The organism is Streptomyces sp. YIM S03343, from assembly GCF_054729195.1.
Map to the genome: position 1 here is coordinate 2454114 of NZ_JBPUKX010000001.1, position 25028 is coordinate 2479141.

The window sequence follows — 25028 nt, forward strand, 5'->3', positions numbered from 1 at the left end:
GCGCACGGCCTCCACCCCGGCTTCACGCCCATCCCTGTTACCCGGTGCGTCCGGAATTCAAACCGTCCAGGTGGGTTCGAGTTCCACGATGTCACCCGTGAGGGCGGCGACATCGGCCTCCGTCTGCGCGCGCAGGGCGAGCCGTTCCACCCGCTCGGTGCGGTACTTGCCGTGCTCGGCGCTCGACTGCCACATCGACATCACGAGGAACTCGTTCCCCGGGGCCTCGGCGAACAGCCCGCGGACCATGCCCGGCGAACCGGCCATGGCGGGGTTCCAGACCTTCTCCTGCATCAGGGTGAAGTTGTCCACGCGCTCCTTGTGGACGCGGGCCAGCGCCAGCCGGACCAGGTCGGCTTCGGTGAAGCGCGGTTCGAAGCCCGTCTTCACATCGAAGCGGTACTCGAACAGTTTGACCTGGGCATCCTTGAAGGTGCCCGCCTGCGTGGCGGCCAGCCGGTCGTGCGAACGGGCCATGAAGGAGTCGTAGAAGGCACGGCTCTCCCAGAAGGCGAAGACATGCGCCACCCCGGGACGCCCCCGGCTCCAGCCGCCGCCCTGCCCGCGAAACCCCGGCTCCCCCAGAAGCCCCGCCCACTTCCGCTGTCCCCGTTCGAAACCGCGGCGGTCCACCACGGTGCAGCGAATCCACTTGACCAGCACCGCGCCATGGTAAGGCCAGGGACCGCACCACCGGCATGGCCCCGGCGGACGGTACCCGCGCATGCTCCCCCGCGCGCGTGGCACGATGGACAAAAAGCCCTGTTGTCCCCGCAGTTGGGGTGGAGGCAACGGGAACGGGGAAGGGGAAGCCTGTTGAACGGCCTCAGCAAAGGCATCCGCAAGGTCGAGGTCGCGCTGAAGTGGGATCCGAGTCCGGCCGGGCAGCCGCCCACCGATCTGGATCTCGTCGCCGCGACCTATCTGTCGGGCGATCCGTACGGACCGCCAGCATACGTGGTGCACTTCGACAGCCGGTCGCCCGACGGCACGATCTACCTCAACCGTGACAGCACGGACGGCAAGGGCTTCGGCTGGGACGAGGTCATGACGGTCGAACTCGACCGGCTCGACGACCGCTACGCGCGCGTGATCGTCGGTGTCGTCATCCAGCAGCGCGGCATGGACCGTACGTTCTCGGGCGTCGCCAACCCTGCTGTGCGTGTCCGCGAGGGCTACACCGTGCTCGCCGAGGACGAGTTCCGCTCGGTGCCCGCCGCCACGGCGAGCACGGTCGCGGAGTTCGTGCGCGGGGAGGGCGGCGGCTGGGACTTCCGTCCCGGTCTGCACGGCTTCGAGGACGACCCCGCGATCTTCACGAGGGTCATGGGCCGGGCCCGGCAGTCCTGACGGACAGCGCCGAGGGCGGTGGAACCGGGGCTCCCGGTTCCACCGCCCTCGGCGTGTCGTCTCACGCCCGGCGGGCGCCCGGCGTCAGCTGCAGCCGCTGGTCGAGCCGCAGCCCTCGCAGATGTAGCAGGAGCCGGCCCGCTGCATCTTCGTACCGCAGGAGAAGCACAGCGGGGCGTCCGCGTGGATGCCCAACTGCATCTCCACCAGCTCGGCGCTGGTGTGGGCCTGCCGCGGGGCGGGCTTGGCCGTCGCGGCCTCCGGCGCGGCGGCCGCAACCGCCTTCAGCTCCTGGGCACGCGGCGCCGACTGTGCCAGGCCCTCGACGTCCACCTCGTCGTCGGCGGGCTCGTACGAACCCGTCTCCAGGTGGCGCTGGCGCTCCTCGGCGGAGTGGATGCCGAGCGCGGAGCGCGTCTCGAAGGGCAGGAAGTCGAGCGCCAGGCGGCGGAAGATGTAGTCGACGATCGACTGCGCCATCCGCACGTCCGGGTCGTCCGTCATACCGGCCGGCTCGAAGCGCATGTTGGTGAACTTCGCGACGTACGTCTCCAGCGGCACGCCGTACTGGAGGCCCACCGAAACCGCGATGGAGAAGGCGTCCATCATCCCGGCGAGGGTCGATCCCTGCTTGGACATCTTCAGGAAGACCTCGCCGAGACCGTCGTCCGGGTAGGAGTTGGCGGTCATGTAGCCCTCGGCGCCGCCGACCGTGAAGGAGGTGGTGATGCCCGGGCGGCCCTTGGGCAGGCGCTTGCGGACCGGGCGGTACTCGACGACCTTTTCGACCGCCGTACGGATCGTGTCCTCGGCCTTCTCCGCGATCCCGGCCTTGTCCTTCTCCTTGGTCTTCGCGGAGAGCGGCTGGCCGACCTTGCAGTTGTCGCGGTAGATCGCGAGGGCCTTGACACCGAGCTTCCAGGCCTCGAAGTAGATCTCCTCGACCTCCTCGACGGTCGCCGACTCCGGCATGTTGACCGTCTTGGAGATGGCGCCGGAGATCCACGGCTGGATGGCGGCCATCATGCGGACGTGGCCCATCGCGGAGATGGCGCGCTCGCCCATGGCGCAGTCGAACACCTCGTAGTGCTCGTGCTTGAGGCCGGGGGCGTCGATCACATTGCCGTTGTCGGCGATGTGGGCGACGATCGCCTCGATCTGCTCCTCCTGGTAGCCCAGGCGGCGCAGGGCCTGCGGCACGGTGCCGTTGACGATCTGCATCGAGCCGCCGCCGACCAGCTTCTTGAACTTGACCAGGGCGAGGTCGGGCTCGACACCGGTGGTGTCGCAGGACATCGCCAGGCCGATGGTACCGGTGGGCGCCAGGACGGACGCCTGGGAGTTGCGGAAGCCGTTCTTCTCGCCGATGCGCAGCACGTCCTGCCAGGACTCCGTGGCGGCGGCCCAGATCGGCGTGTCGAGGTCGTCCATGCGGACGGCCACCGTGTTGGCGTCGGCGTGCTGCTCCATGACGCGGTAGTGGGCGTCGGCATTGCGCGCGTAGCCGTCGTACGGGCCGACGACCGCCGCGAGTTCGGCGGAGCGCCGGTACGCCGCGCCGGTCATCAGGGAGGTGATGGCGCCGGCGAGGGCACGGCCGCCCTCGGAGTCGTAGGCGTGGCCGGTCGCCATCAGCAGGGCGCCGAGGTTGGCGTAGCCGATGCCGAGCTGGCGGAACGCACGGGTGTTCTCGCCGATCTTCTCGGTCGGGAAGTCGGCGAAGCAGATGGAGATGTCCATCGCCGTGATGACCAGTTCGACGACCCTGGTGAAGCGCTCGACGTCGAAGGACTGGGTGCCCTTGCCGTCGTCCTTGAGGAACTTCATCAGGTTCAGCGAGGCGAGGTTGCAGGACGTGTTGTCCAGATGCATGTACTCGCTGCACGGGTTGGAGCCGTTGATACGACCGGACTCCGGGCAGGTGTGCCAGTTGTTGATCGTGTCGTCGTACTGGATGCCGGGGTCGGCGCAGGCCCAGGCGGCCTCGGCCATCTTGCGGAAGAGGGCCTTGGCCTGGACCTCCTCGATGACCTCGCCGGTCATCCGCGCGCGCAGGCCGAAGGTGCCGCCCTGCTCGACGGCCTTCATGAACTCGTCGTTCACCCGGACCGAGTTGTTGGCGTTCTGGTACTGGACGGACGTGATGTCGTCGCCGCCCAGGTCCATGTCGAAGCCCGCGTCACGCAGGGCGCGGATCTTCTCCTCCTCCTTCACCTTGGTCTCGATGAAGCCCTCGATGTCCGGGTGGTCGACATCCAGGATGACCATCTTGGCGGCGCGGCGGGTGGCACCGCCGGACTTGATGGTGCCGGCGGAGGCGTCGGCGCCGCGCATGAAGGAGACGGGCCCCGAGGCGTTGCCGCCGGAGGACAGAAGTTCCTTGGAGGAGCGGATGCGGGAGAGGTTCAGGCCGGCACCGGAGCCGCCCTTGAAGATCATCCCCTCTTCCTTGTACCAGTCGAGGATCGAGTCCATGGAGTCGTCGACGGACAGGATGAAGCAGGCGGAGACCTGCTGGGGCTGCGGGGTGCCGACGTTGAACCAGACGGGGCTGTTGAAGCTGAAGATCTGGTGCAGCAGGGCGTATGCCAGCTCGTGCTCGAAGATCTCGGCGTCGGCGGGCGAAGCGAAGTACCTGTGGTCCTCTCCGGCCTTCCGGTACGTCCGCACGATGCGGTCGATCAGCTGCCTCAGGCTGACCTCGCGCTGCGGGGTGCCGAGGGCACCCCGGAAGTACTTGCTGGTGACGATGTTGACCGCGTTCACCGACCAGAAGTCGGGGAACTCGACGCCACGCTGCTCGAAGTTGACCGAGCCGTCGCGCCAGTTGGTCATGACGACGTCACGGCGCTCCCAGACCACCTCGTCGTACGGATGCACGCCGGGGGTGGTGTGGACGCGCTCGATGCGCAGTCCCTTGACGGCTTTGGTTCCCTTGGCCCGGGAACCTCGTGCCGGACCGCTCGCCGTCTCTGTCATGCCGCCTCCCATGTACGGGCGAAAACGCCCTGAAATGCCACGTTGTTCCCGTGACATCGTGTTTCTGTCTGGTGTTGCGGGCACGCTCACGCTGCCGCCCGCAACAGGTCTTCACTGCGCCGCCGCGCGACCGGATCCGGGGCCTCCGCCCGGTTTCCGGCCCGCCTGTCAGTCGGCGGCGTGGGCCGGCTCGGGGAACTGCACGGTTCCTCCGGGCCCGGCTCCGTCCTCGTGGCTCCCCGCTCCCGCGTCTTCGTCGTCCGCGGCGGGGCCTCGTGTCGCCTCCCTCAGCTCCGCGATGGCGGCCTCGAAGTCCTCGAGCGTGTCGAACGCCCGGTAGACGGAGGCGAATCGCAGATAGGCGACAAGGTCGAGCTCCTGCAACGGGCCGAGTATGGCCAGTCCCACGTCATGGGTGGTCAGCTCGGCGCTCCCGGTGGCGCGCACCGCCTCCTCGACCCGCTGGCCGAGCTGGGCGAGTGCGTCCTCGGTGACAGGCCGTCCCTGGCATGCCTTGCGCACACCGTTGATGACCTTGGTACGGCTGAACGGCTCGGTGACTCCGGACCGCTTGACCACCATGAGCGAACACGTCTCCACGGTCGTGAAGCGACGGGAGCAGTCCGGGCACTGGCGGCGCCTGCGGATCGACGTGCCGTCGTCGGTCGTACGGCTGTCGACGACGCGGCTGTCGGGGTGCCTGCAGAAGGGGCAGTGCATGATCTCCAACCCTCCTCACGGCAGACTCAACGGCCTCGCCAGACCACTCGGGCCCCGCGAAGCAGCCCCAAGCATAGGCGATCGCCAGAGTCGCGAAGACCCGGGGGACCACAACCTGTGGGCCGCTTCAGCCATCCAACCACTAGATGTGGGAATTGGCCCATACAGTGAGGCAATCCCGCGTGTCGCCTACGGACAGCCGCACACCGGGCACCCAGGGTCGCCACGGCGGAACACGCGGGCGCACGGCCGTATCCCCGAGCCCGCCGCACGGATACCGTGGGCGCCGCACGGAGGAGGCTCGGAGCTCCCGCACAGGAAGGGTCCGACCCCGCTCCGCGGAACGCCGGATGACAGACTGGGGCGGCACCCACGAGGTCGCACCCCGGCGGCGAAGAGTACAACAACCAGCCCCTTCGCCCGCCCAGCGTCGCGTTGGCCATACACCCGGACGCATGATCAAGTCCGGCAATCCACACTTTTTCACTCGAACGTGTGTTTGGCGCAACCTTTCGAAAGCAACTACCGTTGTGCAGCAGGGAGACCATCGAGAGGGGCCGACGACGTGACCACCACCGCAGACAGTGCCACCATGACCGCCCAGGACCGCTCCCAGGGCCGATACGAGCCGGTGCACGCGATGAACGAAGCCATCAGTCCAGAGGGACACAAGCGCTCCCTGCCGGGCCGACCTCCAGGCATCCGGGCGGACAGCTCGGGGCTCACCGACCGGCAGCGCCGGGTGATCGAGGTCATCAGGGACTCCGTCCAGCGGCGGGGCTACCCGCCGTCCATGCGGGAGATCGGCCAGGCCGTCGGGCTCTCCAGCACCTCCTCGGTCGCGCACCAGCTGATGGCGCTCGAGCGCAAGGGGTTCCTGCGCCGCGACCCGCACCGCCCGCGTGCGTACGAGGTGCGCGGCTCCGACCAGGCCGTCTCCATGCAGCCCACGGACACCGCGGGCAAGCCCGCCGCGTCGTACGTGCCGCTGGTCGGCCGGATCGCCGCCGGTGGCCCGATCCTCGCCGAGGAGTCGGTCGAGGACGTCTTCCCGCTGCCCCGGCAGCTCGTCGGTGACGGCGAGCTGTTCGTGCTGAAGGTCGTCGGCGACTCGATGATCGAGGCCGCGATCTGTGACGGCGACTGGGTCACCGTCCGCCGCCAGCCCGTCGCCGAGAACGGCGACATCGTCGCCGCGATGCTCGACGGCGAGGCCACCGTCAAGCGCTTCAAGCGCGAGGACGGCCATGTGTGGCTGCTCCCGCACAACGCGGCCTACGAGCCCATCCCGGGCGACGACGCGACCATCCTCGGCAAGGTGGTGGCCGTACTGCGCCGCGTCTGACGACAGCGCCGGGCGGGCCTCATCTCCCTGCCCCCTGGACAGGCCCCGGAACCAACTGCGCCGGTTCCGGGGTCCTGCTGTGTGCGGACACTGCTCCCCCGCCGAAGGGCGTCCGCGGGCCGGTGGTCGGGCACCCCGGGAGCCGGGCCGGGCGGTCGGCGCGGCACCCCGGGGCCCGGCAGACCGGGCGGCGCCGATACCGGGGCTGCCGCCTCCGCTACTGCTGCTGCTTGGCCGCCGCGTCGATGGCTGCCAGGGACTTCCGCACCTGGTTACGGTCCGTGGTGAACCAGAAGTCCGGCATCGACGCCTTGAGATAGCTCCCGTATCGGGCGGTGGCCAGCCGCTGGTCGAGGACCGCCACGACACCCCGGTCGCCCGACGCCCGGACGAGACGGCCTGCGCCCTGAGCCATCAGAAGGGCCGCGTGGGTGGCGGCGACGGCCATGAAGCCATTGCCGCCCGCCTCCTCGACCGCCTTCTGGCGGGCACTCATCAGCGGGTCGTCGGGGCGCGGGAACGGGATCTTGTCCATGACGACCAGCTGGCAGCTGGGGCCGGGCACATCGACGCCCTGCCAGAGCGACAGCGTGCCGAACAGACAGGTCTCGGGCTCAGCCGCGAAGTTCTTGATCAGCTCGCCGAGGGTCTCCTCGCCCTGGAGCAGGATCGGGAACTCCGGGATGCGCGTGCGCAGCTCCTCGGCGGCGAGCTGCGCGGCCCGCATGGAGGAGAACAGACCGAGGGTGCGGCCGCCGGCGGCCTGGATCAGCTCCGTCAACTCGTCGAGCATGTCGGCGCGGTCACCGTCGCGCGCGGGGCGCGAAAGATGCTTGGCCACGTAGAGGATGCCCTGCTTGCCGTAGTCGAACGGCGAGCCCACGTCGACGCCCTTCCACTGCGGCAGGTCGTCGCCCTGGGTGCCCTCGGGGGCCAGCCCGAGAGAGGCGCCGACGCCGTTGAAGTCGCCGCCGAGCTTCAGCGTGGCCGAGGTCAGGACGACGGAGCGGTCCGCGAAGAGCTTCTCCCTCAGCAGCCCGGAGACGTTCATGGGGGCCACCCGCAGGGACGCGCCGCTGGGTCGATATGCGGCTCCGCCGCGGGAGTCGTTCCGCTCGTACCAGACCACGTCCCATTCGGAGCCGTTCACGATCCGCTCCGCCACATCGTGGACGGTCTCCAGGGAGGCCAGGGCCTGCTTGCGGACCGCGTCCTCGTCCTGGACGGACTTGTCGCGGGTCGCGCCGATCGCGGAGATGACCGTGCGAGCGGCGTCGCGCAGCGCCATGAGGGCGTAGCCGAGGTCCTCCGGGATCTCCTCCAGGCGGCCGGGCAGAGCCAGCTCCATGAGCCGCTCGAAGCCCTCGGCAGCGGTCTGGAGCTGGTCGGCGGCCTTCTCGTCGACCAGCTTGGCGGCGCGTCGGACCGCCCGGTTGACCTGGCCGGGGGTGAGCTCACCGGTGGCGACGCCGGTGACACGGGAGACCAGTTCGTGCGCCTCGTCGACGATCAGGACCTCGTGCTGCGGGAGCACGGGGGCGCCTTCGATGGCGTCGATCGCGAGCAGCGCGTGATTGGTGACCACTACTTCGGCCAGCTTGGCGTGCTCCCGGGCCGTCTCCGCGAAGCACTCCGCGCCGTACGCGCACTTGGAGGCGCCGAGGCATTCCCGGGACGACACCGACACCTGCGCCCAGGCACGGTCCGACACGCCCGGGGTGAGGCCGTCGCGGTCGCCGGTCTCGGTCTCGTCGGACCAGTCCCGCAGGCGCAGCAGATCCTGGCCCAGCTTGCTGGTGGGCGCGGCGGCCTCGAACTGGTCGAACAGGCCCTCCTCCTCGTCCTGCGGCATGCCCTCACGCAGGCGGTGCAGGCACAGATAGTTCGATCTGCCCTTGAGCATCGCGAACTCCGGGCGGCGGCGCAGCAGCGGATGCAGTGCCTCGACGGTGCGCGGGAGATCGCGCTCCACGAGCTGGCGCTGAAGGGCGAGGGTGGCGGTCGCAACGACGACGCGCTCCCCGTGCGCCAGCGCGGGCACCAGATACCCGAGCGACTTGCCGGTGCCGGTGCCGGCCTGGACCAGCAGATGGGAGCCGTCGTCGATGGCCTCAGCGACGGCTTCGGCCATGGTCACCTGGCCGGGGCGCTCCGCACCGCCGACGGCTGTGACGGCGGCATGCAGGAGTTCGGGGAGTGAGGGCTTCGTCATAGCGCGACCACCCTACGACCCGGCACTGACAATCGGGTGATCAAGCCCCCGGCGCCCGGGGCGGACAGGAGTGGTGAAGGGGGCGGAGGTGCCCGGCGTGGGGAGCACGCCGGGCAGGCGCAGCTCCAGGGTGTCCTCACTGTCCCAGCCCGGGACGGTGGAGCCATGGGGTCGCGCGGCAGGGGCTGCCGGGTCCGGACCGGCGGCGGCACCGGTGTGGGTGGACGGCACGGCGTGCTCCTCTCGGGAGGGGTGGGGGTGAGGGTGAGGTGGCGCCCGGGGCGGGACCGGCAGCATGTCGTGGGATCGGTCGCCCGGGCAGAGCGCAAGCGGCAGGGCAGGGAACAGGTGCGGGGACAGGCTCAGGGGCCGTGTCCGGCCGTCCGCGGCGGGTGCGGCGGCGTGCCTTCCCGTGCCACGGTCGTGCCTTCCCGCGCCACGGCCGCCACCGCGTCGGTCAGCCGGTCGAGCACGGCCGCGGTCTGCTCGTCGCTGATCGTCAGCGGGGGCAGGAGCCGTACGACGTTCCCGTGGCGGCCGCCGATGCCGACGATCAGCCCGCGCCGCAGGCATGCGCGCTGGACGGCGGCGGCCAGGTCAGGGGCCGGGGCACCGGGGACGCCCGGGTCGGGGTCCGGGGTCACGAGGTCCGTCCCGATCATCAGACCGCGCCCACGTACGCCGCCCACCCAGTCGAAGTCCCCCACCGAATCCCGCAGTTGGCGCAGTATCCGGGCGCCGACGACCGCAGCCCGTTCGGCGAGCCGGTTCTCGCGGACGTACGCCAGGGTCGCCGCGCCCGCCGCCATGGCGAGCTGGTTGCCGCGGAAGCCGCCGGTCTCGGTACCGGGTGCCGAGACGTCCAGGGCCTCGTGGTGGACGACTGCTGCGAGCGGGAGGCTGCCACCGATGACCTTGGACAGCACCATCACATCGGGGATCACACCGCTGTGCTCGACCGCCCAGAAGGCACCCGTGCGTCCGACTCCTGTCTCGGTCTCGTCGACGACGAGCGGGACGGAACGGGCGGAGGCCAGCTCCCGCAGACGGCGCAGCCATGCGTCGGGCGCGGGGCTGACGTCCTCGGCCTGGACAGGTTCGACGATCACACCGGCAGGCAGGGGTGTGCCGGGCTCGGGCGCGTCGAGCGCTCGTACGGCCGGATCGGCGTCGGGAGCCGCACGGTCGGCCGCGGGGCCGGTCCCGGCGGCGGGATCGGTCCGGTCGGCCGCGGTCCCGGAGCCGTACGCACCCGGGGAAGCCGTCAGGATTCCGGTTCGCCCGGTGGCGGCCCGGACGAGGCGGAGAGCGGCCTCGACCGCTTCCGTGCCGCCAGGGCAGCAGAACCGCACGCGCGCGTGGCCCGCGAGAGGGGGCGGCAGGGTGCGGACCAGTTCGGCGGTGAACGTCTCCTGCACGGGAGTGGCCAGATCGAGCCCGTGCAGGGGTGCGCCGGAGTCGAGGACCTCGCGGATCGCGGCCAGGACGACGGGGTGGTTGTGGCCCAGGGCGAGCGTGCCGTCTCCGGAGAGGCAGTCGAGGTAGCGGTGGCCGTCGGAGCCCTCGACGGTGAGCCCGCGCGCCCGCACCGGCACGACGGGCAGGGCACGCGCGTAGGTGCGCGCCGTGGACTCGCGCGCGGGGTGCCGTCGCGGGCTCTCCTCATGAGCGCCCCGTTCACCCGGTGTGTCCCGCGCCGTCACCGCTCCCACCGCCCCAACCCCAGCCCCTGTCACCGTCGTTGCCACCACGGGACCGGTCACAGACAGCAGGCCCCCCGTAATGCGCAACTGCCAAAGATGCGGGGAGGTTACGGGTATCCGCGAAATTCTTCACCAGGCGCGTTCGAGCAGAGCTGGTCACCCCGCCTGCACACCGACCGGCCGATGGGCGGCGCACCGGTACGGCGTGTGCGGCCGGAGCGGCCCGACCGGACGTCAACTCACCACACCCCGGCTCGTTTGCCAGGTCAGACGGCTGTAGCCGAACCGTTGCCGTTCCGTGGGAAGTCGCCCACAGCAAGCGCATAGTGTGTGTTGCCGTTCCCAAATATCCGTGAGACCGCCATGAACTTCCTTGAGTTCGCGCGGAGATCGCGGTCCCGGCGCTCAGTTCCTTCACTCCAGGGGGAGTCACCACCATGCGAACCATACGGCCGTCCTCCACCGCTCACCGGGGACGGAACGCACGCCGTACGCCGCCCGTGCTGGCGGCCGTCGCGCTGGCCTCCGCGCTGGCGCTCACCGCGACCGCGTGCCAGTCGGGCGGCACAAAGGCGGACGGTCAGCCCTCCGCCACCGCGTCCGCGGACGACGGCCTCGGCGACGGCAAGATCAAGATCCCGGACGACATCAAGAACAAGCTCAAGGAGCACGGGATCGACATCGACAAATGGAAGGGCGGCGCCTGGAGGAACTGGAACAAGGACGACTGGCTGCGCGAGGCCAACGATTTCATCAACCCGATCATCAAGGGCCTGTGGGACCCGAACCGGATGCGCGAGGCCAACGACCCCGACAAGGCCGTCGCCAACGACATATCCGGTGACCAGGGCGTCACCGACCCGACGCCCGCGCCGGTCAGCGCCAAGGCCGTGGCGCCCGCCTACCACGCCAACGCCGCCACCGCGGGCAAGGTGTTCTTCGACGCCCCCGAGGGCACGATGGTCTGCTCGGCCACCGTCGTGGAGGACCCGGCCCACCCGGGCAGGTCCAACCTCATCTGGACCGCGGGCCATTGTGTGCACGCCGGCAAGAAGGGCGGCTGGTACCGCAACATCGCCTTCGTGCCGTCGTACAACAACTCCGGCAGGACGGAGCAGCAGCTGCAGGGCGCCGCCAAGGCGGAGGTCGCCCCGTACGGCGTCTGGTGGGCCGACTGGGCGCAGACCTCCCAGCAGTGGATCGAGCAGGGCGGCGAGACGGGCGGCGACGGCGCCCCGTACGACTACTCGGTCATCCATGTGACGCCGGAGCAGGGCGGCAGCGGCAAGTCGCTGGAAGAGACGGTCGGTTCGGCCCTGAAGGTGAACTTCGACGCACCGGCGGTGCCGAAGGTGTCGAGCATCACCGCGACCGGCTATCCGGCGGCGGCTCCGTTCGACGGCCAGAAGCTGTACCAGTGCCAGGACAAGCCGGGACGGCTCTCGCTCAACGACACCGACCCGACCATGTACCGCATCGGCTGCACCATGACCGGCGGTTCGTCCGGCGGCGGATGGACGGAGACCGGCTCGGACGGCAGGCCGGTGCTGGTGTCCAACACCTCGATCGGCCCGGTGAGTTCGGGCTGGCTGGCGGGGCCGCGGCTGGGTGATGTGGCGAAGGGTGTGTACCAGTCGGTGAGCAAGAAGTTCGCGAACCGGTAGGCGGCGCAAGAGAACATGAGCCAGAACCGCGGCGGGCGCTGACCGGTCCGCGCCCGCCGAGCACGGCGAAGGGCCCGCCCCTGCCATAGGGGCGGGCCCTTCGGACTGTCCGGGCTGTCCGGGCTGTCCGAGGCCGTGCCCGGTGTGCGTCAGGCGGCCGGGGCCGGGGTGTACGGCGCGAGGTCGGCGGCCAGTTCCTCGTGCACCCGGACCTTGAGCAGGGTGCCCTCCGCGGTGTGCTCCTCGGAGATCACCTCGCCCTCGGTGTGGGCGCGCGCGACCAGCTTGCCGTGCGTGTACGGCACCAGCGCCTCGATCTCGACGGACGGCCGCGGCAGCACGTCGTCGATCAGCGCGACGAGCTTGTCGATGCCCCGGCCGGTACGGGCCGAGACCGCGATGGAGCGCTTCTCCACCCGCAGCAGCCGCTGGAGCACCAGCGGGTCGGCCGCGTCCGCCTTGTTGATCACGACGATCTCGGGCACATCGGTGGCGCCGACGTCCCGGATCACCTCGCGCACGGCGGCCAGCTGCTCCTCCGGCACCGGGTGCGAGCCGTCCACCACATGCAGGATGAGATCGGCGTCGCCGACCTCCTCCATGGTGGAGCGGAAGGCCTCGACCAGGTGGTGCGGCAGATGGCGTACGAAGCCGACGGTGTCCGCCAGTGTGTAGAGCCGTCCGCTCGGGGTCTCCGCCCGGCGCACGGTCGGGTCCAGGGTCGCGAACAGGGCGTTCTCGACCAGCACGCCCGCGCCGGTGAGCCGGTTGAGCAGCGAGGACTTGCCCGCGTTGGTGTAGCCCGCGATGGCGACGGACGGCACCTTGTGGCGCCTGCGCTCCTGGCGCTTGATCTCGCGGCCGGTCTTCATCTCCGCGATCTCCCGGCGCATCTTCGCCATCTTCTCGCGGATCCGTCGCCGGTCCGTCTCGATCTTCGTCTCACCGGGACCACGGGTGGCGAGGCCGCCGCCCTTGCCGCCGCCCATCTGCCGGGACAGCGACTGACCCCAGCCTCGCAGCCTCGGCAGCATGTATTGCATCTGCGCGAGCGAGACCTGCGCCTTGCCCTCACGGGACTTGGCGTGCTGGGCGAAAATGTCCAGGATCAGGGCCGTACGGTCGATGACCTTGACCTTGACGACGTCCTCGAGGTGGATCAGCTGGCCGGGGCTGAGTTCGCCGTCGCAGACGACGGTGTCCGCGCCCGTCTCGATGACGACGTCGCGCAGTTCCTCGGCCTTACCGGAGCCGATGTAGGTCGCCGCGTCGGGCTTGTCGCGGCGCTGGATGACACCGTCGAGCACGAGCGCGCCCGCGGTCTCCGCGAGGGCGGCGAGCTCGGCGAGGGAGTTCTCGGCGTCCTGCACGGTTCCCGAGGTCCAGACGCCGACGAGGACGACCCGCTCCAGGCGGAGCTGGCGGTACTCGACCTCGGTGACGTCCTCGAGCTCGGTGGAAAGGCCCACGACGCGGCGCAGGGCCGCGCGCTCGGAGCGGTCGAACTGGTCGCCGTCCCGCTCTCCGTCGATCTCGTGGCTCCAGGCGACGTCCTCTTCCATCAGGGCATCGGCCCGAAGAGCTTCGGGGGAGGAGTGCGCGAAGCGCCTGTTGTCCTGGGAAGGGGAAGAAGAGGAGGTCATTGGGTCCTTACGTCGTGGGAATCCGTATGCGATGACGGCTCGAGGCGAAGCCGGACCGTCACTCATTACAACGCACGGGCGGCCGGGAAGATTCCCGCACCCGCCCCGCTGCGCGCGCCGACCCGACGATGGTCGCACGGGTCGGCACGTTCCGTCACGGCGTTAACCCCTGGCCGGTTTCCTCGCCTCCGCGCGCGCGGGCGCGGCCGAGGACGTCCAGTCCGGGTGGCCGGGCATCGGCGGGGTCTTCGCGCCGTACAGCCACGCCGTGAAGAAGGCGCTCAGGTCACGTCCGGCGACGGCCGAGGCCAGACGCTCGAAGTCGGCCGTCGTCGCCGTGCCGTCCGCGTGCCCGCGCACCCAGAGCCGTTCCAGACGCTCGAACGCCGCCTCGCCGATCGTCCCACGCAGGGCGTAGAGGACGAGGGCGGCACCGTCGTAGACATTGGCCCGGAAGATCCCGATCTTCTGTCCGGGCGCGGGCGGCCTGGGCGCGGCCGGGGGCCCGCCGGCCTTGCGCCAGCCGTCGGAGAGGGCGTAGGCGGCCTTCATACGGGTCACCATGGGCTTGTGCGCCTTCTCCTCGGCGTAGAGCTCCTCGTACCAGGTGGCGTGTCCCTCGTTCAGCCAGACGTCGGACCAGGTTCGCGGGCTGACGCTGTCGCCGAACCACTGGTGGGACAGCTCATGCACCATGATCGACTCGATGTACCACGCGGGGTAGGCGGGCTCGGTGAACAGGTCCTCCTCGAAGAGGGAGAGCGTCTGCGTCTCGAGCTCGAACCCGGTCGCCGCCCGCGCCATGAGCAGACCGTACGTCTCGAACGGATACGGTCCCACCTTGCTCTCCAGCCAGGCGATCTGTCCCGGGGTCTTCGCGAGCCACGGTTCGAGCGCCTTGCGGTCGGCGGCCGGTACGACGTCGCGGACGGGCAGGCCGTGGGGGCCGGTGCGGCGCACCACCGCCGAGCGTCCGACAGAGACCTGCGCCAGCTCGGTGGCCATCGGGTGCCGGGTCCGGTACGTCCATGTCGTCGTCGGCGTCGCCCCGCCGGTCCGGATCTCGTCGGCCAGGAGACCGTTGGCCACAGCGGTGTAGCCGTCGGGCGCGGTCACGTGGATGGTGAACATCGCCTTGTCGGAGGGGTGGTCGTCGCACGGGAACACCAGGTGGGCGGCGTCCGCCTGGTTCGCCATGGCGAGGCCGTCCGCGGTGCGGACCCAGCCGCCGTCCCGGTCCTCTACGGGCACGGGATCGCTGGTGTGCCGCACGGTGATCCTCGTCCAGCTGCCCTGCGGCAACGGCTGCGCGGGCGTGACGACCAGGTCGTCACCGGCGCTCACGAACCGGGCGGGCCTGCCGTCGACGACGACGGACGTCACCTCACCGTGCGCGAAGTCCAGGTTGACGCGGTCGAGCGGCTCCGTCGTCCACGCGTCGATCGTCGTGACCGCCCGGAGCGGCTTGCTGTTGCTGCCGGAGTACGTGAAGGAGAGGTCGTACGACGCCACGTCGTACCCGGGGTTGCCCAGCGACGGGAAGAGCCGGTCCCCGACGCCCAGCGGAACCGGCGGCGCACTCGCGGCGACGAGGAGGACGGACAGGGCCGGGGCGAGCAGCGCGGCTCGGATCCGGCGGAGAACTCGGGGTACCCGGGGAAAACGGGACCAGAGGGTCTGCGGCATGCACCACGGCTACCAGCGCGCGCGTGCAGCGCGGCGACGGCGCGCGACCGGCGCACTCTAAAGGGGGTTCGCGGGGGTTCGCAGACAGGTGGTGAGGGTTGGGAGGAATGCGGTGGGTTGGAGGAATGCGGTCGGTGGAAGGTGTGCGGCCGGCTCAGGCGCCCGCAGTGTGCGGCTGACTCAGGCGCCCGCGATGTTCGGCTGACTCAGGCGCCCGCAGTGTGCGGCTGGTTCAGGCACCCGCGGTCTGCGGGCGGGCGCGGCTCACGTCGTACACGCCGGGCACATTGCGCATGGCGCGCATCAGGGCCGGGAGGTGGGCCGCGTCGGGCAGTTGGAGGGTGTAGGTGTGGCGCACCTGCTGCTGGTTGGGCGGCCCGACGGTCGCGGAGACGATCGCGACGCCTTCCAGGGCGATCACCTCGGTCAGGTCGGCCAGCAGACCGGGGCGGCCGAACGATTCGGCAATCAGTGTGACCCGGCACTCGGTGGTGTCTCCCCAGTGGACGCCGACCTCCGCGCGCCCCGCGCCCTTCATCCGCGTCACCACGGGGCATTCCACGCGGTGCACGGTCACCACTCCCCCGCGGACGGTGAACCCGGTGACCTCGTCGGGCGGTACGGGCGTACAGCAGCCGGCGAGCCGTACGGTCGCACCCGCTCTGTCCGCGGCGGCGCTGGCGGTCGTGGCGGAGCCGGCGTTCGTGGCGGGGCCGGCTGTCGTAGTGGTGTCGGCGGTCGTCGTGGAACGGTCGGCCGTGGCGGGGCCAGGGGCGGACGGGTCGGTACCGGCGGTGAGGCCCGTGACCGGCACGGAACGCCCGCCCCGCCTCCTGGCTCGGCCGCGCCCAGGGTGTTTCTGGACTTCCCGGGCCTCCCCGGCTCCTCCCTCGCCGTCCGCCGGATGGGTCGCGAGCCAGCGCTGGATGGCGATGCGGGCGGCCGGGGTGTGCGCGTGCTCCAGCCACTCCCGGGACGGCTCGGACGCCGGGTCCTGGCCCATGAGCAGCTGCACGGCGTCACCGTCGCGCAGGACGGTGCTGAGGGTCGCCAGGCGGCCGTTGACGCTCGCGCCGATGCAGGCGTGCGCGTCCTCGCCGTACTGGGCGTAGGCGGCGTCCACGCAGGTGGCGCCCTCCGGGAGGATCAGTGTGCCGCCGTCGGGCCGGAAGACGGCGATCTCGCGGTCCTGGGCAAGATCCTCGCGGAGCGTGGACCAGAAGGTGTCGGGGTCGGGCGCGCCACGCTGCCACTCCAGGAGGCGGGAGAGCCAGCCGGGGCGGGTCGGGTCGGCACGCTCGCCGTCGGGCGCCGGACGGTCCGCGGAGGCGTCCGTGCGGTCGGCGGAAGCGGTCGTGCCGTCGGCGGAAGCGGTCGGTGGATCGGCCGGTGCGGGGTGCTCCTCGGGGTGCGGGGCGTAGGGGTTGCCGAGGGCGACGACCCCGGCCTCGGCGACCCGGTGCATCTGGTGGGTGCGGATGAGGACTTCGACGACCTGGCCGTCCGCGCGGGCGACCGCGGTGTGCAGGGACTGGTACAGGTTGAACTTGGGTACGGCGATGAAGTCCTTGAACTCCGAGACGACGGGGGTCAGGCAGGTGTGCAGTTCGCCCAGGACGGCGTAGCAGTCGGCGTCCTCGTTGACCAGGACCAGCAGACGGCCGAAGTCGGCACCGCGCAGCTGCCCGCGTTTGCGTGCCACGCGGTGCACGGAGACGAAGTGCCGTGGGCGGACGAGGACTTCGGCGGGGATACCGGCGTCGCGCAGGACCGCGCGGACCTCTTCGGTGGTCTCGGCGAGCGGGTCGCCGGCGCGGGCGGCGTTGCCGGCGATCATCTCGCGGGTGCGCTTGTGCTCCTCGGGATGGAGGATCGCGAAGACCAGGTCCTCAAGCTCGGTCTTGAGCGCCTGGACGCCGAGGCGTTCGGCGAGCGGGATGAGGACGTCCCGGGTGACCTTGGCGATGCGGGCCTGTTTCTCGGGGCGCATCACGCCCAGGGTGCGCATATTGTGCAGCCGGTCGGCGAGTTTGATCGACATCACGCGGACGTCGTTGCCCGTGGCGACGAGCATCTTGCGGAAGGTCTCGGGCTCGGCGGCGGCACCGTAGTCCACCTTCTCCAGCTTGGTGACGCCGTCGACGAGGTAGCGGACCTCCTCGCCGAACTGCTCCCCCACCTGACCGAGCGTCACGTCCGTGTCCTCGACGGTGTCGTGGAGCAGAGAGGCCGTCAAGGTCGTGGTCTCGGCGCCGAGTTCGGCGAGGATCAGGGTGACCGCGAGCGGGTGGGTGATGTACGGCTCGCCGCTCTTGCGCATCTGGCCGCGGTGCGAGGACTCGGCCAGTACATAGGCGCGGCGCAGCGGCTCCAGGTCGGCGTCCGGGTAGTGGGCGCGGTGGGCGTCGGCGACGTGACCGATGGCGTCCGGCAGCCGGTCGCGGGCGGTGGTGCCGATCATCGCGGCCCGGCCCAGCCGGCGCAGGTCGATCCTGGGACGGGTCCTCCTGCGTGGCGTCGCGGGCAGCTCTGCGGCGGCTGTGACCGTCACAGGGCCTGGGCTCGCGGGATTCGTGGCCTCCGTACTCATGGGCACCTCCGGCTGCGTGGACCGGCGGACGGGGCGCCCCATGGCGGACTCGGCTCAGGGATGGCGACGGATCCCCCGTCCGGGCCGGTGCTTGATGCTACCGAGCCGGGCACGTCCGAATGACCGCCTCCCGCCGAGCGTGAAACGGATCACCCGGATGAGCGACACTTTTGAGGTTTAGGGTTGCCGTTCGCCAGAGCTGCGATCAGGCGTGGCGTCGTGTCGACGGACGCTCCCGGCGCTGTGGCCGCCGTACGTGATGTGGTCCGCGCGGCGCCGGAAAATCCGGCCCGTCGGCGTGCCGGATCGTCAACGGGCGGCGTACTCAAGCCACTCGGGCTCGATCACGCCCTCGGCGACGAGTACGGCGGGCCCGGTCATCTCGATCTCGCCGTCGGGCCGCTCGGTGATCACCAGCCGTCCGCCGGGCACATCCACGGTGTACGTCACCGGGGTGCCGGTCTCGGCCGGGTCGGCGCCGTCCCGGCGGGCGGTGGCCACGGCGACGGCGCAGGCACCCGTACCGCACGAGCGGGTCTCACCGGCGCCGCGCTCGTGCACGCGCAGGGCGACGTGCCGGGGACCCCGGTCGACGACGAACTCGACGTTCAGCCCGTCCGGGTAGCCGGCGGCCGGGCTGACCGGCGGCGGGGAGAGCAGGTCACCGGCGTGCGCGAGGTCGTCCACGAAAGCCACGGCGTGCGGGTTGCCCATGTTGACGTTCCGCGCGGGCCAGCTGCGCCCGCCGACGCTCACCGTGACGTCCCCTTCGGGCAGCCGTGCCCTGCCCATGCCGACGGTGATGTCGCCGTCCTTGGCGATGTGCACGGTCTTCACACCCCCGCGCGTGGCGACGGCGAGGTCGCCCTCCGCGACGTACCCCGCGTGCTGGAGGTAGCGCGCGAACACCCGGACGCCGTTGCCGCACATCTCCGCGATCGAGCCGTCGCCGTTGCGGTAGTCCATGAACCACTCGGCCTCGGCCGCCATGGCCGCCGCCTCCGGATGCGCCGCGGACCGCACGACATGCAGCACACCGTCCCCGCCGATACCGGCGCGCCGGTCGCACAGGGCGGCCACGGCGGCCGGGGACAGGCCGATGGCGTTCTCGGGGTCCGGGACGATCACGAAGTCGTTCTCGGTGCCGTGCCCCTTGAGGAAGGCGATACGCGTGCTCATTCCTCGATCGTACGGGGTGCGTGTCGCCGCGTCGGCTGGGTACGAGCGTGCGCGGGCCCGGCCCCCGCCGACGCGAAGCCTGTGCCCTGTGGGGAGGCAGCGGGCGGGCCTCCACCACCGGCTCTCCGCGGTACTGGTCCGCGCGATGCGCGCGGGTGGTGCGACGCCGGGGGGCGCGACGCGCGGGTGACCGAGCGTCGTGGCGTGCCGTCCGCGCGGCTGATCGCTTGTTCGGCGCCTCACGCGCGAGACGGTTGTCCCCGGAGGTGCCCCGCGCGTGAGGGTCGCTGTTTCCGGCACCCCGCGCGCGTGGTGGTCCTCAGCGCAGTCGGGCCACACGCCACACGGCGAGGACGACGACCACGGCCACCACCAGGACGTACCCGAGCACGACCCGCCAGTCGGGGCGGCGGCCGGAGCCGCGGGGCGGGAGGCCGGGCCAGGTGTGGCCGACCCGGAGCGCGGCCGTCATCCCCCAGCCGGCCGCGCACGAGCAGATCAGCAAGCCCAGCATGGCGATCACGGCGCCGCTGTCACCGAAGTCGAAGGCCAGCGGGAACGCGAACATCAGTGAGCCGACCGCGGCCAGGGCCACGATGGGCGCGAGCTGCCACAGACGCAGCCGACGCTGCGGGCGCAGCTCGACCTCGACCTCCGGCCCGGGGAACATCTCGTCGGGACCTGGGCCGTCGGCGGTCACGCCACCCTCGGTCTCGTCGGGTCCGTCGGAGCTCAGACGGTCCTCGTCCGGCCCCGGACCACCGGGGTCGGTGGTGACGTGCTCGGTGCTTCGTGCGGTGTCGCGAGGGCCGGCCTCCATCGCCACGCGCCCTCCCAACTAGGACTCAACTTGGTCGATCGAAGGTCGATGATGGCACGGTGCCGGAGGCCGGGATGACGGCCGGAGCATCCCGATGCCATCACGTGATCAGGCTGTAACCGGTCGTTCGACCAACGCCAGCGCAAGGTGCGGAAGTTCCTTCCGGTCGACTGCGGCCCCACTCAACCAGTGCACCCGCGGGTCGCGCCTGAACCATGAATCCTGGCGGCGCGCGAAGCGCTTGGTCGCACGCACGGTCTCGGCGCGCGCCTCGTCGTCGGTGCATTCACCGGCGAGCGCGGCGAGCACCTGCTGGTAGCCGAGCGCCCGCGACGCCGTGCGCCCCTGGCGCAGGCCGCGCGCCTCCAGCGAGCGCACCTCGTCGACGAGACCGGCGTCCCACATGTGGTCCACCCTGCGCGCGATGCGGTCGTCCAGTTCGGGGCGCGCCACGTCGACGCCGATCTGGAGGGTGTCGTACACGGAGTCGTGGCCGGGAAGGTTGGCGGTGAAGGGCTTGCCGGTGATCTCGATCACCTCGAGGGCGCGGACGATACGGCGCCCGTTGCTCGGCAGGATGGCGCGCGCGGCCTCGGGGTCGGCGGTGGCCAGGCGCGCGTGCAGGGCGCCGGAGCCGCGCAGTTGGAGCTCCTCCTCCAGCCGGGCCCGTACCTCGGGGTCGGTGCCGGGGAACTCGAGATTGTCGACGGCGCCGCGGACGTAGAGACCGGAGCCGCCGACGAGGATCGGCCAGCGGCCGTCGGCGAGGAGCGCGTCGATGCGTGTGCGCGCGAGGCGCTGGTACTCGGCGACGGAGGCCGTGACGGTCACGTCCCAGATGCCGAGGAGGTGGTGCGGGATGCCGCCGCGTTCCTCGGGTGTCAGCTTCGCGGTCCCGATGTCCATCCCCTGGTAGAGCTGCATGGAGTCGGCGTTGACGACCTCTCCGCCGAGGCGCTGGGCGAGGAAGACGCCCAGATCCGACTTTCCTGCGGCGGTGGGGCCGACGACGGCGATGACTCGGGGGGCGGGGGCTGCGCTGCTCACTTTCCCAGTCTCCCAAACCTGCCGCCCCCTCCTCGAACGGGTTATGTGCTCAGCCCTTCGGGCGACGCGGGAGTTCACCCGCTCCCGTAACGTATGAAGTCGATATGGGCGCTTTTGTTCGGGCGTGTGAATCCGGTGTGGGCTGACGTGAGCCGAGGTGCCCCGACGTGGCGCAGTCGGCCGACGGCCTGTGAGGGAAGGTGGACCATGGGTCTCCTGGAGAGTCTGAAAGGCAAGCTCGGTCCGGCCAGGGACAAGGTGTCGGGGCTCGCACAGCGCCACGGGGGCACGGTCGGGCACGGGCTCGACAGAGCCGCGAAGATGGTCGACGAGAAGACCCGGCACAAGTACAGCGACAAGATCCACTCCGGTACCGGCAAGGCCAAGGACGCCATGGACCGGCTCGCGCACAAGGGCGACAGCGGGAGCAGCGGCAGTTCGGCGGGCAGCGGGCCGGAGGGCCCCTCGGCGGCCTCCTGACCCGCCCCGCCGCTCACGGACGGCCCGGCGGGCAGAACGGCTCACCGGACGGGTGGAACGGCCGGAACGGACGGCTGGGCGGACGGGTGGAACGGCCGGAACGGACGGCTGGGCGGACGGGTGGAACGGCCGGAACGGCTCCGGGCACGCGTCAGGACCAGACCGCGACCAGGTATCCCACCCCGTACGGCGCGTCCTCGTACAGGAGCGAGCCGGTGAGTTCCGCGCCCTCGGCCGCGCCCGCGAGGACCTGCCAGGGCGCCCGCCCGGAGGCCTTCAGTTCGTGCGCCAGCGGGGCGTCCAGGGCCGTCAGGGCGGTCACGTCGGCGGCCCCCAGCGCCCGCGCGACCGCGGCGTCGAAGGGCGCCGCCCGCTCGTCCAGGTAGCCGGGCGCCTTGAGCGTCCGGCAGGCGCTTCCGTCGCCCATCACGAGAAGGGCGACCCGTCCGGCCGCGGCGCCGATCCGGCGTCCTGCCGCGACGCACCGTTCGGGCGCGAGGGTCTCCCCCACGCCCAGTCCCTCGATCGGGGCGTCGGACCATCCGGTGCGCTCCAGCAGCCACGCGGCGACGGTGAGGGAAGCGGGGAGATCGGGTCCGCCCGGGGCCGCCTCGCCTGGCCCCAGCCGTACGTCGAGGTCGACGCCGAATCCGCGCAACGAACCCCGGGCGCCCTGCGGGTGCGGCCGTTGCCCGCTCCGGTCGGCGGGCCCGACGACCACGAGCCGGTCCGGCCGGGCCGCGGCGAGCACGCCCAGCACGTCGGCGCAGGCGTCGCGCGCGGCGTCCAGCTCGGGCGCGGCCCCCGCGGCGACCTCGGGCACGAGCAGCGGCGGGCAGGGGCAGACTGCGGCGGCGACAAGCATGATCGGCAGGGTAACGCCGTAAGGCAGCGAGGCGTCACTACTGCGCACAGCTCAGCACGGCCCCGCACGGCCGCCCACGGACCGGTGACCCGGCTGCCGAGGCCTCCGCCGATCCCTCCTGCCGATCCCTCCTGCCGGCCCCTTCCCCCCGGCGCGGTTCAGCCGCGGCCGCAGGCGCTGCCCGAGGCGACCGGGAGCGGCTCGGGTGCGCCGATGGTCGGGAGGCCGAGCATGACACCGACCGGCTTGGCCGTCTCGGCGGCGTTGCGCTTCTCCCAGGCGTCACCCGCGCGCGTGGGGCGCACGTCGAGGACGGGGCCCTCCGCGAGAAGGTGGTGCGGGGCGGCGTAGGTGATCTCGACGGTGACCACGTCGCCGGGGCGGACCTCCCGGTCGGGCTTGGTGAAGTGCACGAGCCGGTTGTCGGGGGCGCGGCCCGACAGCCGATGGGTGGCGCCGTCCTTGCGGCCCTCGCCCTCGGCGACCATGAGCTCCAGGGTGCGACCGACCTGCTTCTTGTTCTCCTCCCAGGAGATCTCCTCCTGGAGGGCGACCAGACGCTCGTAGCGCGCCTGGACGACCTCCTTGGGGATCTGGTCCTCCATGGTGGCGGCGGGGGTGCCGGGCCGCTTGGAGTACTGGAAGGTGAACGCCTGGGTGAAGCGGGCCTCGCGCACCACGTGCATGGTCCGCTCGAAGTCCTCCTCGGTCTCGCCGGGGAAGCCCACGATGATGTCGGTGGTGATCGCGGCGTGCGGGATGGCGGCGCGGACCTTCTCGATGATCCCGAGGTAGCGCTCCTGGCGGTAGGAACGGCGCATCGCCTTCAGCACGGTGTCGGAGCCGGACTGGAGCGGCATGTGGAGCTGCGGCATGACGTTGGGCGTCTCGGCCATGGCGGCGATGACGTCGTCGGTGAAGTCGCGGGGGTGCGGGGAGGTGAAGCGGACCCGCTCCAGGCCGTCGATGCTGCCGCAGGCCCGCAGCAGCTTGCTGAACGCCTCGCGGTCGCCGATGTCGGAGCCGTAGGCGTTGACGTTCTGGCCGAGCAGGGTGATCTCGCTGACGCCCTCGGCGACCAGTGCCTCGATCTCGGCGAGGATGTCGCCGGTGCGGCGGTCCTTCTCCTTGCCGCGCAGGGCGGGGACGATGCAGAAGGTGCAGGTGTTGTTGCAGCCGACGGAGATCGACACCCAGGCCGCGTAGGCGCTCTCGCGCCGGGTGGGCAGCGTGGAGGGGAATGCCTCCAGGGACTCGGCGATCTCGACCTGCGCCTCCTGCTGGACACGGGCGCGCTCCAGCAGGACGGGCAGCTTGCCGATGTTGTGCGTACCGAAGACGACGTCCACCCAGGGCGCCTTCTTCACGATCGTGTCGCGGTCCTTCTGCGCCAGGCAGCCGCCGACCGCGATCTGCATACCGGGCCGCGCCGCCTTCTGGGGCGCGAGCCGGCCGAGGTTGCCGTAGAGCCTGTTGTCGGCGTTCTCCCGCACCGCGCAGGTGTTGAAGACGACGACATCCGCGTCGCCGTCGGCGCCTTCGGGGGCGCGCACATATCCGGCCTCTTCGAGCAGCCCGGACAGACGCTCGGAATCGTGGACGTTCATCTGACACCCGTAGGTGCGGATTTCATAGGTTTTAGATGAAGGAAGGTCCACTGCCGGGCTCCGGTCGCTGCTGATGGTCATGAGTCAAGGGTAGGCCGTAGGCGAAGAGCCCCTTCCACCCCGTGACCGTCCGGCATGATCCCCTGCTCCTGGGCCTCGGCGGTCTTAGGCGCGACAAGTTCGCGACAAGTCCGCGGCGCGGCCCGGCAGCCCCGGGAAAGCTGTCGGCGAGGGGAGCGACGAGCCGGTGCCTGACGGATCCTGCGAGACGAGCCCGCCGGAAGCCGCGAGCGGCCCGTGGCGCGCCCAGCGGCCCACGCGAGCCTCAAGCCTGTTTCATCAGTCGTGACCAGCAAAGTGTGTCGTAACCAGCAGAGTGCAAGGAGTCGCCAGCCATGTCACTTGCCCGCGTCCACAACTTCTCCCTCTCGCTCGACGGCTTCGCCACCGGTGAGGGCCTGAGCCATGACGCACCGTTCGGCCATGCCGACCACAGGCTGCACGAGTGGATGTTCACCACCCGGTTCTGGCACAGGATGTCCGGTCGGCCCGGCGGGACCAGCGGCTCCGACGATGCCTTCGCACAGCAGTTCACGCCCGGGATCGGCGCCGAGATCATGGGCGCCGGGAAGTTCGGCCCGCCCGGATGGCACGAGGACCCGGAGTGGAAGGGGTGGTGGGGGCCGAACCCGCCGTTCCACACGCCGGCCTTCGTCCTCACCCATCGCCCACGCCCGTCGATCGAGATGGAGGGCGGCACGACGTTCCACTTCCTCGACGCTTCGCCCGCCGAGGCGCTCGAGACGGCTCGCGAGGCGGCGGACGGCCAGGACGTACGCATCGGCGGCGGGCCCACCACGGTCCGCGAGTTCCTCGCCGCCGGGCTCATCGACCACATGCACATCGTGGTGGTCCCCATCCTGCTGGGCCGAGGCGTACGCCTCTGGGACGGGCTGGAGGGCATCGAGAAGGACTACGAGGTCGAGGCCGTCTCCTCGCCCAGCGGAGTCACGCATGTGACGTTCACCCGTGCCGGTCTCTGACTGGGCAGCGGTACGGGATCAATGGTGCGGGGAACGGGACAGGTGCCGCGTCCGGGACTCGTCGGCTTCGGCGTACGGGGGCCGGCGGAGGTGCC

At 71.1% G+C, this 25028-nt stretch carries 18 protein-coding genes; 5 read left to right on the top strand and 13 right to left on the bottom strand.

Translation table 11 applies throughout. From position 1 onward, the window contains the following. Positions 1–57: 57 nt before the first annotated feature. Positions 58–663 carry a YdbC family protein gene (locus tag ACSYGN_RS10445; RefSeq protein ID WP_460394168.1) on the bottom strand — a complete coding sequence of 202 codons (606 nt, stop codon included), beginning with the start codon at positions 661–663 and terminating at the stop codon, positions 58–60. Between the two features lie 153 nt (positions 664–816). Here ACSYGN_RS10445 and ACSYGN_RS10450 point away from each other — a divergent pair, with 153 nt between their 5' ends. Continuing rightward, a complete protein-coding gene (locus tag ACSYGN_RS10450; protein ID WP_460394170.1) occupies positions 817–1350 on the top strand; it encodes a TerD family protein in 534 nt (177 codons plus the stop codon). A gap of 84 nt (positions 1351–1434) precedes the next feature. Here ACSYGN_RS10450 and ACSYGN_RS10455 read toward each other — a convergent pair whose 3' ends face one another. Next, positions 1435–4329, bottom strand: coding sequence for a vitamin B12-dependent ribonucleotide reductase (locus ACSYGN_RS10455; RefSeq protein ID WP_460394172.1), 2895 nt, complete (start codon positions 4327–4329; stop codon positions 1435–1437). 168 nt (positions 4330–4497) lie between these two features. Then, the gene (gene nrdR / locus ACSYGN_RS10460; RefSeq protein WP_460394174.1) at positions 4498–5049 is read right to left on the bottom strand and encodes a transcriptional regulator NrdR; all 552 of its coding nucleotides are present in this window, start codon (positions 5047–5049) and stop codon (positions 4498–4500) included. Positions 5050–5614: 565 nt separating this feature from the next. On the opposite strand from nrdR, the gene lexA reads away from it, so the two are divergent. Further along, positions 5615–6394: a transcriptional repressor LexA gene (gene lexA, locus ACSYGN_RS10465; RefSeq protein WP_460394176.1), complete on the top strand. Its 780-nt coding sequence runs from the start codon at positions 5615–5617 to the stop codon at positions 6392–6394. Positions 6395–6611: 217 nt separating this feature from the next. Here the strand turns inward: lexA and ACSYGN_RS10470 are convergent, their stop codons facing one another. Beyond that, positions 6612–8606, bottom strand: a complete 1995-nt coding sequence (locus ACSYGN_RS10470) for an ATP-dependent DNA helicase (protein ID WP_460394178.1) — start codon at positions 8604–8606, stop codon at positions 6612–6614. Between the two features lie 362 nt (positions 8607–8968). Next, positions 8969–10309, bottom strand: coding sequence for an aminotransferase class III-fold pyridoxal phosphate-dependent enzyme (locus ACSYGN_RS10475; protein WP_460394180.1), 1341 nt, complete (start codon positions 10307–10309; stop codon positions 8969–8971). Positions 10310–10746: 437 nt separating this feature from the next. On the opposite strand from ACSYGN_RS10475, the gene ACSYGN_RS10480 reads away from it, so the two are divergent. Next, positions 10747–11973, top strand: coding sequence for a trypsin-like serine peptidase (locus ACSYGN_RS10480; RefSeq protein WP_460394182.1), 1227 nt, complete (start codon positions 10747–10749; stop codon positions 11971–11973). A 149-nt stretch (positions 11974–12122) separates the two neighbouring features. On the opposite strand, the gene hflX is transcribed toward ACSYGN_RS10480, so the two are convergent. The 6 genes from hflX to miaA all read right to left on the bottom strand — a co-directional run bounded on the left by hflX (position 12123) and on the right by miaA (position 20938). Then, positions 12123–13616, bottom strand: coding sequence for a GTPase HflX (gene hflX, locus ACSYGN_RS10485; protein WP_460394184.1), 1494 nt, complete (start codon positions 13614–13616; stop codon positions 12123–12125). A 162-nt stretch (positions 13617–13778) separates the two neighbouring features. After that, positions 13779–15302 carry a M1 family metallopeptidase gene (locus tag ACSYGN_RS10490; RefSeq protein ID WP_460394186.1) on the bottom strand — a complete coding sequence of 508 codons (1524 nt, stop codon included), beginning with the start codon at positions 15300–15302 and terminating at the stop codon, positions 13779–13781. 232 nt (positions 15303–15534) lie between these two features. Further along, on the bottom strand, positions 15535–17892 hold the full coding sequence (locus tag ACSYGN_RS10495) for a RelA/SpoT family protein (RefSeq protein ID WP_460394188.1): 2358 nt from the start codon (positions 17890–17892) through the stop codon (positions 15535–15537). A 309-nt stretch (positions 17893–18201) separates the two neighbouring features. Beyond that, positions 18202–19071, bottom strand: a complete 870-nt coding sequence (gene dapF / locus ACSYGN_RS10500) for a diaminopimelate epimerase (protein WP_460394190.1) — start codon at positions 19069–19071, stop codon at positions 18202–18204. A 319-nt stretch (positions 19072–19390) separates the two neighbouring features. Next, positions 19391–19891, bottom strand: coding sequence for a hypothetical protein (locus tag ACSYGN_RS10505; protein ID WP_460403365.1), 501 nt, complete (start codon positions 19889–19891; stop codon positions 19391–19393). A gap of 108 nt (positions 19892–19999) precedes the next feature. Further along, positions 20000–20938 (bottom strand): tRNA (adenosine(37)-N6)-dimethylallyltransferase MiaA, encoded by a 939-nt coding sequence (gene miaA / locus ACSYGN_RS10510; RefSeq protein WP_460394192.1) that lies wholly within the window; start codon positions 20936–20938, stop codon positions 20000–20002. A 207-nt stretch (positions 20939–21145) separates the two neighbouring features. Between miaA and ACSYGN_RS10515 the strand changes: the two genes are divergently transcribed. Then, positions 21146–21418: an antitoxin gene (locus ACSYGN_RS10515; RefSeq protein ID WP_460394194.1), complete on the top strand. Its 273-nt coding sequence runs from the start codon at positions 21146–21148 to the stop codon at positions 21416–21418. Positions 21419–21569: 151 nt separating this feature from the next. Here ACSYGN_RS10515 and ACSYGN_RS10520 read toward each other — a convergent pair whose 3' ends face one another. Together ACSYGN_RS10520 and miaB are read right to left on the bottom strand one after the other, a co-directional pair. Beyond that, entirely contained in the window at positions 21570–22283 is a 714-nt protein-coding gene (locus ACSYGN_RS10520; RefSeq protein ID WP_460394196.1) for a class III extradiol dioxygenase subunit B-like domain-containing protein, read from the bottom strand. A 158-nt stretch (positions 22284–22441) separates the two neighbouring features. Next, positions 22442–23971: a tRNA (N6-isopentenyl adenosine(37)-C2)-methylthiotransferase MiaB gene (gene miaB, locus ACSYGN_RS10525; RefSeq protein ID WP_460394198.1), complete on the bottom strand. Its 1530-nt coding sequence runs from the start codon at positions 23969–23971 to the stop codon at positions 22442–22444. A 314-nt stretch (positions 23972–24285) separates the two neighbouring features. On the opposite strand from miaB, the gene ACSYGN_RS10530 reads away from it, so the two are divergent. Beyond that, positions 24286–24933 carry a dihydrofolate reductase family protein gene (locus ACSYGN_RS10530; protein ID WP_460394200.1) on the top strand — a complete coding sequence of 216 codons (648 nt, stop codon included), beginning with the start codon at positions 24286–24288 and terminating at the stop codon, positions 24931–24933. Positions 24934–25028: the final 95 nt, after the last annotated feature.